Below are 16,801 nucleotides of genomic sequence, written 5' to 3'. Positions count from 1 at the left end.
AATCGGGATATAATACGAGACATACCGTCCGGTGTGGCTATTGCATGTTGCAATTTGCCGCAGCCGGACTTTTTCTGTTTGGAAAGGATACAAGAGAGAAAAATTATGCTGGGTTCTGTAGCCAGAAAGATTTTTGGCAGCCGTAATGACCGTCTGGTCAAGTCTTATTCCAAAGTAGTCAAAAAAATCAACACGTTTGAAGCGCAGTTCAAAGCATTGAGTGATGCTCAGTTGAATGCCAAAACAGACGAGTTTCGCGCTCGCCTGCAACAGGGTGAAGCACTGGAAAGCCTGTTGCCGGAAGCCTTTGCTGTGGTGCGTGAAGCAGGGCAACGTACACTGGGATTGCGGCATTACGATGTGCAAATGATCGGTGGCATGGTGCTGAACGACGGCAAGATTTCCGAAATGAAAACCGGGGAAGGCAAAACCTTGGTGGCTACCCTGGCAGCATACCTGAATGCCTTGCCGGGCAATGGGATGCACGTTATTACCGTCAACGACTATCTGGCGCAACGTGATGCGGCGCAGATGTCGAAGCTGTACGGTTTTCTGGGGATGACGACTGGTGTCATCATCAACGGTCTGACTTCCGAGCAGCGTCGGGAAGCGTATGCTGCTGATATTACTTACGGAACCAACAACGAGTTCGGTTTCGATTACCTGCGCGACAATATGGCTTTCCGCAAGGAAGAGCGGGTGCAGCGCCCGCTTTACTACGCAATCGTGGATGAGGTGGATTCCATCCTGATTGACGAAGCCCGTACTCCGTTGATTATTTCTGGCCCTAGCCATGATGCATCACAGCTTTACATGGCTATCGACAAACTGATTCCATCATTGGTCAAGCAACAAGAGGAAGAGGGAGCGGGCGATTTCTCGGTTGATGAAAAAGCGCGTCAGGTATATTTGACCGAAGCCGGTCAGGAGCGGGTTGAGCAGTTGTTGTGGCAGGCGGGTGTATTACCAGAAGGCCAAGGCTTGTACGATACGGTTAGTATCAGCGTATTGCACCACCTGAATGCAGCTTTGCGTGCTCATGCATTGTTCCATCGTAACGTGGATTACATCGTGCGCGATGGCAAAATCGTGATCGTTGACGAGTTTACCGGACGTACCATGCCGGGGCGTCGCTGGTCTGAAGGTTTGCATCAGGCGATTGAAGCCAAGGAAAATGTGGAAATTCAGGCTGAAAACCAGACTCTGGCTTCCATCACTTTCCAGAACTACTTCCGCCTGTATGAAAAGCTCTCTGGAATGACGGGTACTGCGGATACCGAAGCATTTGAATTGCAACAAATTTATGGTCTGGAGGTGGTGGTTATCCCGACCCATCGCCCAATGGTTCGTATTGATTCCAACGATCTTGTTTATCTGACTGCCGAAGAAAAGTACGAAGCCATCATCAAGGAAATCCAGGATCAGGTTGCCAAAGGGCGTCCGGTACTGGTGGGTACGGCTTCCATCGACACTTCCGAACTGGTATCCGAAAAGCTGAAAACCCTGCGTATTCCGCATGAAGTACTGAATGCCAAGCAGCATGAACGTGAAGCCCACATTGTTGCCAATGCCGGGCGTCCTGGTGCTGTCACCATTGCTACCAACATGGCGGGTCGTGGTACGGACATCGTGCTGGGCGGCAGTGTAGATGAGGAAATCCGTCAATTGGGTGACAACCCTGATCCTGATGCCGTCGCCAAAATCCGTGCCCTGTGGCAAAAGCGTCATGATGCCGTGGTTGCTTCCGGCGGTTTGCATATCCTGGGTACGGAACGTCATGAATCCCGTCGTATCGACAACCAGTTACGCGGTCGCGCTGGTCGTCAGGGCGATCCTGGTTCATCCCGTTTCTTCCTGTCGCTGGAAGACAGCCTGATGCGTATTTTCGCTTCAGACCGGGTGAAAGGCATGATGCAGCGTTTGGGGATGGAGCGCGGGCAAGCTATTGAAGCCGGTCTGGTTTCCAAATCCATCGAAAATGCCCAGCGCAAGGTGGAAGCACACAACTACGACATCCGCAAGCATTTGCTGGAATACGATGACGTAGCCAACGACCAGCGCAAGGTTGTGTACTCGCAACGTAATGATTTGTTGGAAGCCGAGGACATCGGAGAAACTATTGTCGCTATCCGTGAAGATGTGGTGGATGCCATGTTTGCCGCGCACATTCCGCCCGGCAGTGTAGATGAGCAATGGGATGTGGAAGGTCTGCACAAACAGCTTTATACCGATTTCGGCATTGATTTGCCGATCAAACAATGGTTGGCAACTGAGAAAAACCTGCATGAGGAATCCCTGCGTGACCGCATCCAGGAACAGGTGGCAGCGGTTCTCCAGAACAAGGAAGACATGATTGGTGCGCCCAATATGCGTCGTCTGGAACGCGACATCATGCTGCACGTGTTGGATGGTGAATGGAAAGAGCATCTGGCAGCCATGGATTACCTGCGCCAAAGCGTTGGCCTGCGTGGTTATGCGCAGAAAAACCCCAAGCAGGAATACAAACGTGAAGCGTTTGAAATGTTTGAGCAACTGCTGGATCGGGTCAAGCATGATGTGATTGCGTTCATCATGCGTATCCAGTTGCAGGAGCCGCAAAAGGCGATGGCAGAGCTGGAAGAGCATCCGCAACAGCAGATGGAGTTTTCCCACCCTCAAGCCGGTAGTGTATTGGCAGAAGATGAAGAAGTGGTGGATGCAGTGGTAGGTAATGATACCTATCAGCGTGACAGTGCCAAAGTAGGGCGTAATGATCCTTGCCCATGTGGTTCTGGCAAGAAATACAAAAACTGCCACGGTAAACTGGCTTAGACATTAACATGGGAAGGTAACTATGGCTGTCAACCTACATGCTCCTGAAACCTTGTTGCCCATCGCGGGTGTCCGTTTGGCATCGGTGAATGCAGGCATCCGTTACAAGAACCGTAACGACCTGTTGTTGATTGAGCTGGAGCCGGGTAGCCACACAGCGGCAGTTTTTACCCGCAATGCGTTTTGTGCGGCTCCCGTGCATGTTTGTCGTAGCCATTTGCAGCATGGCAATCCGCGCTATTTGCTGATCAATGCAGGCAATGCCAATGCCGGGACAGGCGAGCCAGGAATGCAGGCTGCAAGGGAATGTTGCGAGCAGTTGGCAGAGCAGGGTGAATGCTGGGCAGAGCAAGTGTTGCCATTTTCCACAGGTGTGATTGGAATGCAGTTGCCGGTCGACAAGATCGTGGCAGCTTTGCCGGAGGCACTGGCAAAGCTGGATGCCAACGGTTGGCTGGAGGCTTCCCGTACCATCATGACCACTGATACGGTTGGCAAGGCTATCAGCCGTCAGGTGGAAATTTTTGGTGAAACCATCACCATCAGCGGGATTGCCAAAGGCGCAGGCATGATCCACCCCAACATGGCAACCATGCTGGCGTATGTGGCGACGGATGCCCTGATTGAGAAAGATACCCTGCAACGAGTGCTGAATGCGGTTGTGGAGGAAACTTTCAACTGCATTACCGTGGATGGTGATACTTCCACCAATGATTCACTGGTACTGATGGCGACTGGCAGCTCCGGCGTGTATGTCGGTAGCACTGGTCTGGCGGTTTTCCAGCAAGCTGTGCAGGATGTCTGTCTGTATCTTGCGCAAGCTATCGTGCGTGATGGTGAAGGTGCGACTAAATTCATCAGCGTTGTGGTGGAAGGCGCGGCTACTCGTGCGGAAGCCCGTGCAGTTGGCAATACCGTGGCACTTTCCCCGCTGGTCAAGACAGCCTTGTTTGCTAGTGACCCCAACTGGGGACGTATTCTCGCGGCTGTGGGGCGTAGTCCGGTCGATGCATTGGATGTTGGTCTTATCACCATCTGGTTGGGTGATACTCTGCTGATTGAAAACGGCGAACCGGCTGCAAGTTACCGGGAAGAGCTGGGCGCGGCAGAAACCCGTCAGGAAGAAATCATTATCCGTATCAACTTAGGGCGTGGTGACGCAGCAGCTACAACGTGGACGTGCGATTTCTCTTACGATTACGTCAAGATCAATGCCGAATACCGCAGTTGATTATCTGCATGTGGTTGCTGCTGTCATTCGTGGCGGGGACGGCAGCATCCTGCTGGCACGTCGCCCTACCCACAAGCATCAAGGTGGTAAGTGGGAGTTTCCTGGTGGCAAGGTAGAAGCCGGTGAAACAGCCCAAGCGGCTTTGCAACGCGAGCTGCATGAAGAGTTGGGTATTTCCATCAGTCAGTTCCAACCCTTGATCAAGGTCAAGCATGTCTACCCGGAGCGAGCAGTGTTGCTGGATGTCTGGGATGTGACGGCTTTTGACGGTGTTCCGCATGGGCGTGAAGGTCAGCCTGTTGCTTGGTTTGCGGCAGAACAGTTGCCGGAACTGGAGTTTCCGCCCGCCAATTATCCCATCATTACGGCTGCCCGTTTGCCCTCCCGCTGTTTGATTACACCAGAGCCAGCAGATTCTTCCCTGTTTTTGCAGCAGCTTGAGCGTGCTTTGCAAGCAGGTATCCGTTTGGTGCAGTTCCGGGTGAAAAGCCTGAGTGCGAGTGCTTATCTGGATTTGGCGCGTGAAAGTATTGCAATGGCTCATGCCGCCAATGCCAAGGTGATTTTGAATTCTCCGCCAGTCATGCTGGAGGAAGCAGATGGATTGCATTTGACCAGCCAGCAGTTACTTGCTGGTGTTGTTCCGTCAAAAGGTGCGGGCAAGTGGCTTTCCGCAGCCTGCCATCACGCCAATGAACTACTGCTGGCGCAGCAAGCCGGGGTCGATTTTGCCTTTCTGGCGCCCGTCATGAATACTCTTACACATCCTGACGCTCCTGCGCTCGGTTGGAATGCATTTAGGCGCTTGGTGGAACAGGTGAACTTCCCGGTGTATGCCTTGGGCGGCTTGCAACCAATAGACGTGGAGCAAGCCAAATTGAGTGGCGGGCAGGGGATTGCTGCCATCCGCAGTTTGTGGAGTGATGTCTAAGCGTTCAGGTCAGGAATCAACTGGCTTTTGATGCGCACAATCATGTCCTTCAGTAGCAACTTGCGTTTTTTCAGGCGTGTCACCTGAAACTGATCATGTTCATCGCTGGCCTGCAAGCGGGCAATGGCTTCATCCAACTCACGGTGTTCGTGAGTCAGTTCTGCCAGTCTCTGGTGTAAGGCTTCCGTATCTTCTGGGTACATACAAAGCTTATTTGGTTAACAGGTGACGCTTCTTTTCTTTGTAGCGGATAACGACCTGTTTGTCAGTCTTGGGCTTGTCACCCTGCTGAGGCATGTAATCCGGTTTTTCCCAGCTACCGATCTCGTAGGAGCCACCATTGTCACGGCTGGAACCTCCCATCGGGCCATTGTCACGCTTGCGCTGTGCTCCACCGTTGAGACGACCGAATGGTCCTTTGCGTTGCTGACGTTGCGGATCATTTGCCTGCTGTTGGGGGCGATCCTGTCTGTGTTCGTTGTTTCGGTTTTGCCCCTGGCCTTGCTGGTTGCGTCCTTGGCCTTGTTGACCATTGCTGCGGTGCTGACCGCCTTGTTGCTGCCGTCCGCCACCACCAGCACCGTGCTGGCGACCGCCTTTACCATGCTGTGAATGGCTGTTGCGCTGCCCGGCATTGCTGCGTGGGGAACGTACCGCCGGGGTAAAGCCTGACGTATGTTCCAATGGGGCAAGTCCAGGCAGGGTACATTGCTCGATGGAATCACCCAGGAAATCTTCAATCCGTTTCAGGTGTTCGCGTTCACGTGGCAGTACGATGGCTATAACGGCTTCTTCTCGTGAATCCGTGATGCCCCGCAAGCGTGCTTCATAATCTTCCACTTTGGCGGGTAGCTCAAAGTTGATGATGTGTTCTTCACCACGCAGGTTGGGTGTCAAGCCATCCTGGTCGGCATAAATCAGGATGGGTGATGATTCGCCATTGCGTTCTTCCGCTGGCAAGTCAGTAGCAACATCCGCAGAATGACCGTGGTTGGCAAGGTTATCCGCCAATGTTTTGGCTTCCTTGCTGGTAACGGTGAAAATGACGGTTGGTTCACCGGAAAACTCATCCAGCAAGTGATCCATTAACGCGATCTTGTGGGTGTAATCATCGGCTAAATGGATGACCTGTGGAATCTGCAACAGCGGGTTACGGTCATCATCGACTTGCAATTCAGCCGCACCTGCGAGGATGGCACGCGCATACCCGGCAATATCATCTTCCGGGCGCACGAAGGCGATAACCGGACAGGCGGTTGAGCGTTCGGTCAGGATTTTGTTGATAAGGCCGTGTAACCCCTTGTGGTAAATGGCGCTGAGATCATCAATGACCAGCATTTCCAGTTTGGAAAAGTCAGCCTTGTTGTTATCGACCAAATCGTTAAGACGCCCAGGGGTGGCAATCATCAAATCCAGCGGGCGGCGCAGCAGGCGCATTTGCGGCTGATAAGGACGCCCACTGACAATGAAACCGGAACGGATTTGCTGGTCATCACCTACCAATCGTTTGATGGTGTAGTTGATCTGGTTGACCCGATCGCGGCGCGAAGTCAGGATCAGGACACGGGCGTGCCGATGATCTTCTATCGGGTTGGACAGAATATAGTTGATAGCCGGTATCAGGAAAGCGCCTGTCTTGCCAGAAGCTGATTGCGTCCAGATGATGACACTTTTGCTGTCAGTCATCAGTGGAATCAACTGCTTTTGCAATTCAGTCGGATTTTCGTAACCAGCCGCCTGAATTCTGGCTGCGAAACTTTCGTTAAGACCTAGTTCTGAAAAAGACAAGACACGTACTCCCCGGCTGTATCAAGGGTGAGAGCGATTTTAATAACAAGCAACTACCATGCTGGATGAAGAATGAACCAACCAAAGCCATCCTGCGACTCCGCTCGATACCCGTATTTGTGAAGTGAATTGCGGGTCGGATATAGTCGATAAAATTATTATATCTGTTGCATTTCGTCAACGAGTATAAGCCTTTTGTGGTAAATTTACATCATTATTTCGATAGCTTTATCCAGCCGCGAAATTGCAATGACCTTCATGCCATCGACAGGGTGGCGTGGTTTGTTGCCCTTGGGTACGATTGCCTGCTTGAAACCATGTTTGGCAGCCTCGCGTAAACGCTCCTCACCGTTTGGAACAGGGCGGATTTCTCCAGCCAGCCCAACCTCCCCGAAAACCACTAGGTCGGCAGGTAAAGGACGGTTACGAAAACTTGAGAGTGCCGCCAGTAATAATGGTAAATCAGCAGCGGTTTCGGAAATCTTAACACCACCAACGACATTTATGAATACGTCTTGGTCAAACATGGAAACTCCCCCATGCCGATGCAGTACTGCCAGCAGCATGGCAAGGCGGTTTTGTTCCAGCCCAAGTGTAACACGACGGGGTGCTGCACCGTGACTTTCATCAACTAGCGCCTGCACTTCCACCATCAATGGGCGGGTTCCTTCCCGCGTCACCATGATGACACTACCGGAAACCGGTTCGTCGTGGCGCGAGAGAAAAATAGCGGAAGGATTGCTGACTCCTTTCAAACCTTGCTCAGTCATGGCAAACACACCCAGTTCATTGACCGCGCCGAAGCGGTTTTTCACTGCCCGCAGTATCCGGTAACGTCCGCCGGGTTCGCCTTCAAAATACAAGACGGTATCAACCATGTGTTCGAGGACACGCGGGCCTGCTAGTGTGCCTTCCTTGGTGACGTGCCCGACAATGAACAGGGCAGTCTGGGTCTGTTTGGCAAAACGTACCAGTTTGGCTGCCGATTCACGGATCTGGCTGACAGAGCCGGGAGCAGATTGCAGATGGTCGGTGAAAATGGTCTGGATGGAGTCAATTACCATCAGTGCCGGTTTTTCCTGTGCGGCAAGTGCCAGGACGTTTTCCACGCAGGTTTCGGTCAGCAAACGCAATTTGTCGGTGGGCAAGCCCAAACGTCTGGCTCGCAGGCCAACCTGTTGCAGGGATTCTTCCCCAGTGACATACAGGCTATTGAGTTCGGTCAGAGTGGTCAGGGTTTGCAGTAAAATGGTGGATTTGCCAATGCCGGGATCGCCGCCGATCAGGACAACAGAACCGGCAACAAGCCCACCACCAAGCACGCGATCGAGTTCCGGCTGATGGGTTTGGATGCGAGGATCTTCACTCAGGCTGACTTCATTCAGGGTACGGATGGCAATTTGTTCCCCGGCATAGCCACCTGCACGGTTGTTGCCGGTAGTTTTGGCAGCAGGCAGGCTGACGGTTTCCTCCAATGTATTCCATGCGCCGCACTCACCACATTGACCGCTCCATTTGGTGTGCAAGCCGCCACAGGCAGTACAGCAGTATTGGAGCTTTGCTTTGCTCATGCTGGTTTGACCAGAAATTCCAGTACAAATTTGCTGCCAAAAAAGGCCAGCATCAGGATGAAAAAGCCGCTCAGTGTCCAACGGATGGCGATGCGCCCGCGCCAGCCGTATTGCCAGTGACCTACCAGCAAGGTGGTGAAAACAATCCATGCAATGATCGACAGGATGGTTTTATGCACCAGATGTTGCCCAAACAGGTTGTCAACATATAGGGAGCCACTCAGCAAGCCGAACGATAGCAAGATGACACCCAACAGGACTAATTTGAACAGCAGGTCTTCCATGTCCAGCAAAGGAGGCAGGGTGCGTATCAGTCCGCCTGGATGGTGGTTATGCAGGTGTTTGTTCTGCAAAGCCAGCAGCATGGCTTGCAGGCTTGCCAGCGTCAGGATGCTGTATGCTAGCAGGGAAATGAAAATGTGTACTCCAACACCATGACCAAGATCAATGGCATCCGTATGTCCTGCGTTTAACAGGGGTAACAACATGGCGGTCAGGGTAAACGGCAACACAAAAATACCCATCGTTTCCAGTGGACGGGTCAGCATGGTGACAAACAGCAGGATGCTGCATAGCCACATCACAATGGAACCGGCAGCAGCGAAATGGATGGTTATACCAGGGGTTTGCCAGATGGCGTGCAGAATCGTCAAGCCATGCATCAGCAACGCGACAACCCACAGCACAATCAGTAACTGGCGGTGTTGGGGCTGTCGGGTTAGCAGGCGCTCACGCAGGCGCGTACCAATCAGCAGCCATGTCGCAAGCCATGCCAAAGTGGCTAGCAGGTTAATCGTTATTGTCATTTGCTCAAGCGCTTTCGTCGGTTAGCTACAAAAAAATCGGTCAAATGGCATTTGCCGGAGAACGCATTCGTTTTTGCTTTGATGTTATGATAGCAACTTGTGCCTGAATGGGACTAGCAAGAAGTCAAACATGTTCGAGAATTTGAGTGAACGTCTTTCACAGACGGTAAAAAAACTGCGTGGTCAGGCGCGACTGACCGATGAAAACATCAAGGATGCCCTGCGTGATGTCAGGATGGCATTGCTGGAGGCGGATGTCGCCTTGCCGGTCGTGCGCGAATTTACCAACCGCGTGCGTGAGCGGGCTATTGGTCAAGAAGTGCTGGAAAGCCTTACCCCCGGTCAGGCATTGATCAAAGTCGTTAACGACGAATTGGTCAGCATCATGGGCAAGGCCAACGAAACCCTTTCCCTCAATGCCCAGCCGCCTGCCGTAATTTTGATGGCAGGTTTGCAGGGTGCAGGCAAGACAACCACGGTGGGTAAGTTGACTCGCTTCCTGAAAGAGCGCCAGAACAAGTCGGTCATGGTTGCCAGTTGTGACGTGTACCGCCCGGCGGCTATCCGTCAGTTGGAAACCGTGGCAGGGCAGACGGGAGGGATTTTCTTCCCCAGTGATCTTTCACAGCGGCCTGTCGATATTGCCAAAGCTGCGCTGGCGCAGGCAAAACTCAAATACATGGATGTCCTGATCATCGACACGGCAGGGCGTTTACACGTCGATGCCGAGATGATGGAAGAAATTCAGGCAATCCATGCTGCCATCACACCGGTTGAAACCCTGTTCGTGGTGGATAGCATGACAGGGCAGGATGCTGCCAATACGGCCAAGGCGTTTGGTGATGCTTTGCCGTTAACCGGGGTGGTGCTGACCAAGGCTGATGGTGATGCACGCGGTGGTGCTGCGCTTTCCGTGCGGCATATTACCGGCAAGCCGATCAAATTCATCGGTGTTGGGGAAAAGCTGGATGCCCTTGAGCCTTTCCACCCTGACCGGATGGCTTCCCGCATTCTGGGCATGGGTGATGTCCTCAGCCTGATTGAGGAAGCCCAGCGTAAGGTTGACCACAAGAAAGCGCAGCAACTGGCCAAGAAGCTGAATAAAGGCAAAGGCTTCGATTTTGAGGATTTGCGTGACCAGATGACGCAAATGCTGAATATGGGGGGCATCGCCGGTTTGCTGGACAAATTGCCCGGTATGGGAAATTTGCCTGCCAACGTCAAGGATCAGGCCAACGACCGGGAAATCCGGCGCATGATTGCCATCATCAATTCCATGACGCTGGAAGAGCGGCGTAACCCTGACCTCATCAAGGCGTCGCGCAAACGCCGTATTGCAGCGGGTTGTGGGTTGCAAGTGCAGGATGTGAACCGTTTGCTCAAGCAGCAATTACAAATGAGCAAGGCCATGAAACAGTTTTCCAAAGGCGGTTTACGCAAGTTGATGGGCAGTATGAAAGGCAAGCTACCGCCGGGAGGAGGAATGCCGCCAATGGGGGGATTCCCAGGGTAAAATGCGGCTATGCAGTAAAAAAATCATAAAGTCACATAATTCTTGATAAGCCGGGTTTGCCAGGTGAATGGACTAGATGTATGATGCGCACGTCCAGAGACTCCGATCGGTATGACGGGGGTGTTGTGCCGAATCTGGATACACTCTTGTTCCGGGTGGGTCTGACCCGGTTCAGTATTCCCTTTCCTTTCAATTAATCGTGAGAGAGTTTGACTATGAAAATGAAATCTCAATTTGCTCTGGCTGCCGTACTGTTCGCTGGCCTGCTCGCTTCTGGTTGCAGCCAACAGCAAGCTGCTGGTGGTTCTGCTCAACAAACTGCTGCTGCTGAAGCTCCAAAAGCTGCTGAAGCTCCAAAAGCTGCTGCTCCTGCTGCTGCTCCTGCTGCAAAAGCTCCAGCCGTTCCAAAAGTTAAAGCCAAAGGCAACTACAAAGGCAAAGTCGCTCAAGACGCAGCCTCTGCCAAAACTATGGAAGCTTACAAGAAGTAATTCTTGTAATGGGGCTGGCTGGTTCAGCTCCTGTGCTTGATGGTTAAGCCCCTTGTGTTAAGCAAGGGGCTTTTTTTTCGCCTGTTTGCAGCAATCTTTGCCGTTGGTCGGCTTTTTGCGGGAATCTATACTAAATATATGGCGAGTGACGTGGAACGTGGGTCATCTTTGGCTTCCGTCACTTTCAAGAAAGTTTTAACCGAAATTATCAAGCGAGGCTAATGCCATGGAATTTAAGTCAAAATTGACACTTGCTGCCCTGATTTGTGCGGGTTTGTTTGCAACAGGTTGTAGTCAGCAACAGGCTGCGGGTAGCCAGCAAACAGTTGCCAGCCAACAGACTGCTTGCCAGCCGTGTGATCAGGCAAAACCAGCACCAGCACCGGCAAAACCAGCACCAGTTAGACCGGCGCCTGCACCAAAACGCCCTGTTGTACCAGCACCAAAGGTTCCACAGGTCAAGGCCAAAGGTAATTACAAAGGTGCGGTACAAATGGATCCTGCTTCCCAGGCGACTATGCAGCAGTATCAGCGCTGATTCAGCGTTTCATGATAAAGCCCTTGTCTTGTCGATAAGGGCTTTTTTGTTTGAACCTTTGGTAAATTTGGTGCAACCTATCAACGGGCTTGATTCTGTTGCCCGCATGGGTTTTTAGCAGTTGACGGTAAGTTTTTGACGGACGTTACCGGTTTTTTGTTGAAATCCATGCTAAATTCAACACGTGATCAGTAAAGAAAACCCCAAATCTTTACTACACTTATGAGTGCTTTCCCTTCAACAACGAAAGAGACCAAGACGATGAAAATCAAATCTCAACTCACGCTTGCAACCCTGATCGTCGCTGCCATGTTTGCTACTGGCTGCCAACAAATGCAGCAAACTGCTGGTGCAGGTGGCAGTCAGCAAGTTGCTGAAAAGCCAGCCGAAAAAGGTGCAGAACCGGCGACTAATAAAGGTGCTGCACCGAAAGCTGGTGAGCATTGCCATGCCGAAGCGCCACCTTGCGCAACCAAGTGCCATAGCCACGCTTCCAACGACCCTAACCACAAACACGTTTACGGTTGTGTGGCTGGTCAAAAGAAACCTGGTATTCCAAAAGTCAAGGCCAAAGGCAACTACAAAGGTGCTGTGAAGATGGACGCTACTTCCAAAGCAACCATGCAGCAATACCAGAAGTAATGATGAGTTGACATTTCTGGCTATTTGATCCTGTTGGGCAGATAGTCCATCGTGCAAGTGCCCAATCAGTTTTTGATTGGGCATTTTTTTGGTTGAAATTCACGATAAGTCACACTACGCTAGACGCTCTTGGGAATTTATGGGCGTTTCCTCTGTCTTATTCCCTAACGCAGGACATGCGTTTTGTTTGTCCGGTGAGTGTTTGTCAATTTAATCAAGTACATTCTCATGAAGAAAATTGCTAGTTTTTGGGCGTTGTTAGTATTGATTGCCTGTTTTTTGCCTTCGGTTGCATCTGCCGCTGTCTGGCCATCTGAAAACCAATGGGATGAAAGCTGGGAGGAGCGTTACCAGCAGTGGGTGCGTACCAACTGGAAAGATGACATCTTCATGGATCCAAGTCGTCCTTATTACAAGTTTGAGAATGACTGCGCAGATGCGGTGTATGCCATGCGTCTGATTTTTGCCTTTGAAAGCCGGTTGCCGTTTGTGGTGGGTAATCGTGATGTAAAAGGGCAGGTGATCAGTAACGAGATGAAAACGTGGGATAACTTGCCCATCAATGATCGTTTGCGCCGCTTTATGGATTACGTTGCTGATATGACCAGCACTGTGACCCTGCGCAATGATACTTACCCGATTGCACTGAATGACATCAATCCGGGTGATATTTACGTTGCACCGGGTGTGCATTCCTATCAAATCGTTGAAGTGACTGATGCGGGTATCGCCGAGGTGATGGCTTCTACTACGCCGAAGCAGGCACGTTATTTGCTGCGTACCCCATCCTTCCCGTTTTACGTGCCTGAAGACCCGAGAATGGGTGATGGTTATCGCCGCTTCAAGCAGCCACAAAATGCGAGCAAGCCAGCCATGGCTCAGCCAGGTTATAGCGAGGAGCAATTCAAGCTGGCAGCAGATTTGGCTTATGACTATGTGGCTTTTACTGACATTATTTCCCAAAAGCTGGGTAAGCGTGCAGAAAAACCTGATGAAAAAACCATGCGACTATTACTGGCATTGTGCATGTATGCCAACGACCGCAGTGTTTATGTTTATGATGCACTGTGGTACTTGCAAAAAATTCGTGGTGAAGGCCGTAATTGCATGAATGCACGTGAGTACGATGATCATTCTACCCCCGGTCGTGACAAGCGTCTGAAAATGTTCTTTGATTCCATTCGTCGTCATTTGGATCACATTGGGCGTTTTGATCCGCGTTCGCAGCCAGCACGCTGGGCGAAGGCTGTATTCTCTAACGATGAGCCACCAGCTCAGGAAATGAAATCTCTCAATGATTTCTGCATGGTGCAGATGACGTTGGGTGAAGAATATTACATGACCCTGCGCGAGTTGCGCCAGAATGTGGATGCAAATGCGTTGGTGTCTGATCCTAATGCTCCGTTACCGTTCCGTTGGGGAGTTGTCAAGGAGCCGTTTAGGGCTGAATGTCCTGTTTATTAAGCTGGAGTATTCTTTGGGCGGGTTAAACTCGCCCAATGGCGCTAAATTTTACAACTATTATTAAAAGCGCAAGAAAGGAGTCTGACTGTCTGTGTAGTGTTCTGTTGCGTAAGCAAGAGAGGGGTAAATGAAAAGTGATGGTGTGAAAGTGTGTTTTTTCCCCAAGTTAACCATGTTGATGTTGTTGGGGAGTAGTTTGATGGTTGGCGGGTTGGCAGGATGTTCCAGCCAGCAGAAGAGTACCCAGTCGCTGGATATGAAACGCTCAACAACGTCAGCCAAAGCCAGTGTGGCGACGCCTGAGCGTTTGTCTTATGCAGCACTGGATCGCCTGCGCCACAGGGTTACCTATGACGGGCGTTATATTCCAATCGCTTATCCAAATGGTGATGTACCAGCTAGCATGGGGGTTTGTACCGATACGGTGATCCGTTCTTATCGCAAGTTGGGGGTTGACCTGCAACGGTTGGTACATGAAGACATGTCCCGTAATTTTTCTTCATATCCAAACTTGAGCAAGTGGGGTTTGAGCGGGCCAGATACCAATATTGACCATCGGCGTGTGCATAACCTGAAGGCGTTTTTTACGCGCCGTGGTGCACGAGTTCCGGTGACCTCTCGCGCGGAAGACTACCGTCCTGGTGACATTGTGACATGGAGTCTCGGTGGGGATCAGGAGCATATTGGCATTGTAGTTAACCGTAAGTCATCTGCTGATCCCGCTCGTCACTTGATTGTACATAACATTGGTGAAGGTGAGCGCATAGAAGATGTATTGTTTGAGATGCCGATTACCGGACATTTCCGTTTCTTCCCCGGTTCCCGAGGGTCGAGGCAATACGCTTCTGCCCGCTGAGTTGGGCATGAAGCCAAAGAAGCCTCTGCTGATCGGGGGCTTTTTTGTTATAAGCCAGCAATCAAGGCTTCACTTTTTCTGAAATTAACGTAGAATTGCGCGTTTACTTCGGGCAGCTACCCTTGCCCTGTGTTAACTGTATTTGTTTTAAGGTTTTGTAATGGTCAATATCCGTCTGGCTAGAGGTGGCGCAAAAAAGCGTCCATTTTATCATATCGTTGTAAGCGATCAGCGCAAGCCACGTGACAGTGGTTACATTGAACGCATCGGTTACTTCAATCCTGTTGCACGTGGTCAGGAAGTGCGTCTGCATATCGAGCAGGATCGTGCCACTTACTGGCTGGGCTGCGGTGCGCAACCAACAGAACGTGTTGCCAAGCTGCTGAAAGAGTCAGCGGAAGCTGTCGCTGCCTGAGGTGAGCATGTCCAACCCTGATATGGTGACGCTGGGGAAAGTCTCTGGTGTATTCGGTGTGAAGGGTTGGGTCAAGGTGTTTTCCTATACTGAGATGCGTGACGGGATTCTGGGCTATAAGCCTTGGTTTCTGGATGTGGCAGGAGAGTGGAAAACATTCAAGGTTGTAAGCAGTCAATCCCAAGCCAAAGGTATTGTTACTTTATTTGAAGGGATTGCTGATAGGGATCAAGCCCAAAAGCTGGTTGGTTGTCGTATCGCTGTTCCACGTGAGCAATTGCGCAAGTTGAACGAAGGCGAGTATTACTGGGCAGATTTGGAGGGTATGGATGTCATCACCACAACAGGTGTTTCCCTTGGAAAAGTGGATCATCTGTTTGAAACAGGTGCCAATGATGTCATGGTCGTCATTGGCGATAGGGAGCGTTTGCTGCCGTGGCTGATGGGTGATGTCATCAGGCAGGTTTCCCTGACAGATGGGCAGATTCTGGTTGAGTGGGATCCTGACTTCTGATGCCAATGCGCTTCGATGTGATTACCCTATTTCCCGAGCTGGTAGCAAGTGTTGTCAGTGGCGGTGTTACAGGTAGAGCAATGGAACGCAGCATTATTGGGTTGAAATCATGGAATCCGCGTGATTTCAGCACGGATGTGCACCGGACTGTCGATGATCGACCCTATGGGGGTGGCCCTGGCATGGTGATGAAAGCCGATTGTTTGTTACAGGCAATTCGGGCTGCCAGACAGGAAAATCCCGGAAAGGTGGTCTATCTGAGTCCGCAAGGTATGCCCCTGAACCAGCAGTTGGTCAGACAGTTTGCAACAGAAGATAATTTAATCCTGCTTTGTGGGCGTTACGAAGGTATCGACGAACGCATTATTGAGCTGGAAGTGGATATGGAATGTTCAATTGGTGACTATGTGCTCAGCGGCGGTGAGCTAGGGGCAATGGTACTGATTGATGCGGTAACGCGCTTGTTACCGGGCACGTTGGGACATGATGATTCGGCAGCACAGGACTCCTTTTTTGATGGATTACTGGATTGCCCGCATTATACCCGCCCGGATGAGCTGGAAGGGCTGAGTGTTCCTGCGGTGCTAAAAAGCGGCAATCATGCAGATATTGCCCGTTGGCGCAAACAACAGGCGTTGGGCAGGACATGGCAGCGCAGGCCAGATTTATTGAAGGCACGGCAGTTGACAGTGAGTGAACAGGCGTTGCTTGACGACTATATAAACGAGTTTGATAGAAGTACGAAACTTCATTAGAGGATCATCATGAGCACGATTATTCAACAACTTGAACAAGAGCAGATGACAAAGACCATCCCTGAGTTCAATCCGGGTGATACGGTTATAGTTCAAGTGCGCGTCAAAGAAGGCGACAAGGAACGCCAACAGGCTTACGAAGGCGTTGTTATTGCCAAGCGCAATCGTGGTTTGAATTCTTCTTTCACTGTCCGCAAGATGTCTTATGGCGAAGGTGTTGAGCGTGTGTTCCAGACTTACAGCAACAGCATTGCCAGCATCGAAGTCAAGCGTAGTGGTGATGTGCGCCGTGCCAAGCTGTACTACCTGCGTGGACGTACCGGTAAGGCTGCGCGTATCAAGGAAAAGGTCTGATTATTGCCTGATCTGTGGGGTTGGTTATGCTTCTTCGGCTAGCCAGCCCCATTTTCATTTCCTACCATCTGTTTTTCTCTGCTTGCCGCAGGGGAAATGTCTTTTTTTTTGTTTATTCCCT

Annotated in this window: 17 protein-coding genes; 13 read left to right on the top strand and 4 right to left on the bottom strand. The window is 51.2% G+C overall.

What is annotated here, in order from left to right:
- Positions 1-105: 105 nt before the first annotated feature.
- The 3 genes from secA to B2U47_RS16555 are packed head-to-tail and all read left to right on the top strand — an operon-like array spanning position 106 to position 4,973.
- The gene (gene secA, locus B2U47_RS16565; RefSeq protein ID WP_296680707.1) at positions 106-2,811 is read left to right on the top strand and encodes a preprotein translocase subunit SecA; all 2,706 of its coding nucleotides are present in this window, start codon (positions 106-108) and stop codon (positions 2,809-2,811) included.
- A gap of 22 nt (positions 2,812-2,833) precedes the next feature.
- Complete coding sequence (gene argJ / locus B2U47_RS16560; RefSeq protein ID WP_296680710.1) at positions 2,834-4,042, top strand: bifunctional glutamate N-acetyltransferase/amino-acid acetyltransferase ArgJ; 1,209 nt, start codon at positions 2,834-2,836, stop codon at positions 4,040-4,042.
- Entirely contained in the window at positions 4,023-4,973 is a 951-nt protein-coding gene (locus B2U47_RS16555) for a Nudix family hydrolase (protein ID WP_296680713.1), read from the top strand. The genes argJ and B2U47_RS16555 overlap by 20 nt, the downstream gene beginning before the upstream one ends.
- Here B2U47_RS16555 and B2U47_RS16550 read toward each other — a convergent pair.
- The 4 genes from B2U47_RS16550 to B2U47_RS16535 all read right to left on the bottom strand — a co-directional run bounded on the left by B2U47_RS16550 (position 4,970) and on the right by B2U47_RS16535 (position 9,138).
- Positions 4,970-5,176: a YdcH family protein gene (locus tag B2U47_RS16550; RefSeq protein WP_296680716.1), complete on the bottom strand. Its 207-nt coding sequence runs from the start codon at positions 5,174-5,176 to the stop codon at positions 4,970-4,972. The two genes, B2U47_RS16555 and B2U47_RS16550, sit on opposite strands and share 4 nt — an antisense overlap.
- 7 nt (positions 5,177-5,183) lie before the next feature.
- Positions 5,184-6,761 (bottom strand): DEAD/DEAH box helicase, encoded by a 1,578-nt coding sequence (locus B2U47_RS16545; protein WP_296680719.1) that lies wholly within the window; start codon positions 6,759-6,761, stop codon positions 5,184-5,186.
- A gap of 206 nt (positions 6,762-6,967) precedes the next feature.
- On the bottom strand, positions 6,968-8,332 hold the full coding sequence (radA, locus tag B2U47_RS16540; RefSeq protein ID WP_296680722.1) for a DNA repair protein RadA: 1,365 nt from the start codon (positions 8,330-8,332) through the stop codon (positions 6,968-6,970).
- Positions 8,329-9,138: a cytochrome C assembly family protein gene (locus B2U47_RS16535; protein WP_296680724.1), complete on the bottom strand. Its 810-nt coding sequence runs from the start codon at positions 9,136-9,138 to the stop codon at positions 8,329-8,331. The genes radA and B2U47_RS16535 overlap by 4 nt, the downstream gene beginning before the upstream one ends.
- Positions 9,139-9,268: 130 nt before the next feature.
- Here B2U47_RS16535 and ffh point away from each other — a divergent pair, with 130 nt between their 5' ends.
- The 10 genes from ffh (at position 9,269) to rplS (ending at position 16,680) form a co-directional block, all read left to right on the top strand.
- Positions 9,269-10,651 (top strand): signal recognition particle protein, encoded by a 1,383-nt coding sequence (gene ffh, locus B2U47_RS16530; protein ID WP_296680726.1) that lies wholly within the window; start codon positions 9,269-9,271, stop codon positions 10,649-10,651.
- 209 nt (positions 10,652-10,860) lie between these two features.
- Positions 10,861-11,142, top strand: coding sequence for a hypothetical protein (locus B2U47_RS16525; RefSeq protein ID WP_296680730.1), 282 nt, complete (start codon positions 10,861-10,863; stop codon positions 11,140-11,142).
- A gap of 226 nt (positions 11,143-11,368) precedes the next feature.
- Positions 11,369-11,680, top strand: a complete 312-nt coding sequence (locus tag B2U47_RS16520) for a hypothetical protein (RefSeq protein WP_296680734.1) — start codon at positions 11,369-11,371, stop codon at positions 11,678-11,680.
- Positions 11,681-11,941: 261 nt separating this feature from the next.
- Positions 11,942-12,322, top strand: a complete 381-nt coding sequence (locus tag B2U47_RS16515; protein WP_296680737.1) for a hypothetical protein — start codon at positions 11,942-11,944, stop codon at positions 12,320-12,322.
- A gap of 228 nt (positions 12,323-12,550) precedes the next feature.
- The gene (locus B2U47_RS16510; protein WP_296680740.1) at positions 12,551-13,786 is read left to right on the top strand and encodes a hypothetical protein; all 1,236 of its coding nucleotides are present in this window, start codon (positions 12,551-12,553) and stop codon (positions 13,784-13,786) included.
- Between the two features lie 127 nt (positions 13,787-13,913).
- Positions 13,914-14,642 (top strand): DUF1287 domain-containing protein, encoded by a 729-nt coding sequence (locus tag B2U47_RS16505; protein WP_296680743.1) that lies wholly within the window; start codon positions 13,914-13,916, stop codon positions 14,640-14,642.
- Between the two features lie 160 nt (positions 14,643-14,802).
- Entirely contained in the window at positions 14,803-15,057 is a 255-nt protein-coding gene (rpsP, locus tag B2U47_RS16500) for a 30S ribosomal protein S16 (RefSeq protein WP_296680746.1), read from the top strand.
- A gap of 7 nt (positions 15,058-15,064) precedes the next feature.
- Positions 15,065-15,571, top strand: a complete 507-nt coding sequence (gene rimM / locus B2U47_RS16495) for a ribosome maturation factor RimM (protein ID WP_296680749.1) — start codon at positions 15,065-15,067, stop codon at positions 15,569-15,571.
- Between the two features lie 5 nt (positions 15,572-15,576).
- On the top strand, positions 15,577-16,326 hold the full coding sequence (trmD, locus tag B2U47_RS16490; RefSeq protein WP_414717839.1) for a tRNA (guanosine(37)-N1)-methyltransferase TrmD: 750 nt from the start codon (positions 15,577-15,579) through the stop codon (positions 16,324-16,326).
- A gap of 6 nt (positions 16,327-16,332) precedes the next feature.
- A complete protein-coding gene (gene rplS / locus B2U47_RS16485; RefSeq protein ID WP_298684185.1) occupies positions 16,333-16,680 on the top strand; it encodes a 50S ribosomal protein L19 in 348 nt (115 codons plus the stop codon).
- The last annotated feature ends 121 nt before the right edge of the window (positions 16,681-16,801 follow it).

It is taken from the genome of Thiothrix sp. UBA5583 (assembly GCA_002425225.1).
Classification (GTDB): Bacteria; Pseudomonadota; Gammaproteobacteria; order Thiotrichales; family Thiotrichaceae; genus Thiothrix; species Thiothrix moscowensis.
Note: the sequence above shows the minus strand (reverse complement) of the source record. Positions and strands in the feature narration are given on the sequence as shown.

Bases quoted from the DNA above. Each gene is read 5' to 3' on its own strand.
- secA (WP_296680707.1), top strand. From the start codon at position 106: ATGCTGGGTTCTGTAGCCAGAAAGATTTTTGGCAGCCGTAATGACCGT.
- argJ (WP_296680710.1), top strand. From the start codon at position 2,834: ATGGCTGTCAACCTACATGCTCCTGAAACCTTGTTGCCCATCGCGGGT.
- B2U47_RS16555 (WP_296680713.1), top strand. From the start codon at position 4,023: ATGCCGAATACCGCAGTTGATTATCTGCATGTGGTTGCTGCTGTCATT.
- B2U47_RS16550 (WP_296680716.1), bottom strand. From the start codon at position 5,176: ATGTACCCAGAAGATACGGAAGCCTTACACCAGAGACTGGCAGAACTG.
- radA (WP_296680722.1), bottom strand. From the start codon at position 8,332: ATGAGCAAAGCAAAGCTCCAATACTGCTGTACTGCCTGTGGCGGCTTG.
- B2U47_RS16535 (WP_296680724.1), bottom strand. From the start codon at position 9,138: ATGACAATAACGATTAACCTGCTAGCCACTTTGGCATGGCTTGCGACA.
- ffh (WP_296680726.1), top strand. From the start codon at position 9,269: ATGTTCGAGAATTTGAGTGAACGTCTTTCACAGACGGTAAAAAAACTG.
- B2U47_RS16520 (WP_296680734.1), top strand. From the start codon at position 11,369: ATGGAATTTAAGTCAAAATTGACACTTGCTGCCCTGATTTGTGCGGGT.
- B2U47_RS16515 (WP_296680737.1), top strand. From the start codon at position 11,942: ATGAAAATCAAATCTCAACTCACGCTTGCAACCCTGATCGTCGCTGCC.
- B2U47_RS16510 (WP_296680740.1), top strand. From the start codon at position 12,551: ATGAAGAAAATTGCTAGTTTTTGGGCGTTGTTAGTATTGATTGCCTGT.
- B2U47_RS16505 (WP_296680743.1), top strand. From the start codon at position 13,914: ATGAAAAGTGATGGTGTGAAAGTGTGTTTTTTCCCCAAGTTAACCATG.
- rpsP (WP_296680746.1), top strand. From the start codon at position 14,803: ATGGTCAATATCCGTCTGGCTAGAGGTGGCGCAAAAAAGCGTCCATTT.
- rimM (WP_296680749.1), top strand. From the start codon at position 15,065: ATGTCCAACCCTGATATGGTGACGCTGGGGAAAGTCTCTGGTGTATTC.
- trmD (WP_414717839.1), top strand. From the start codon at position 15,577: ATGCGCTTCGATGTGATTACCCTATTTCCCGAGCTGGTAGCAAGTGTT.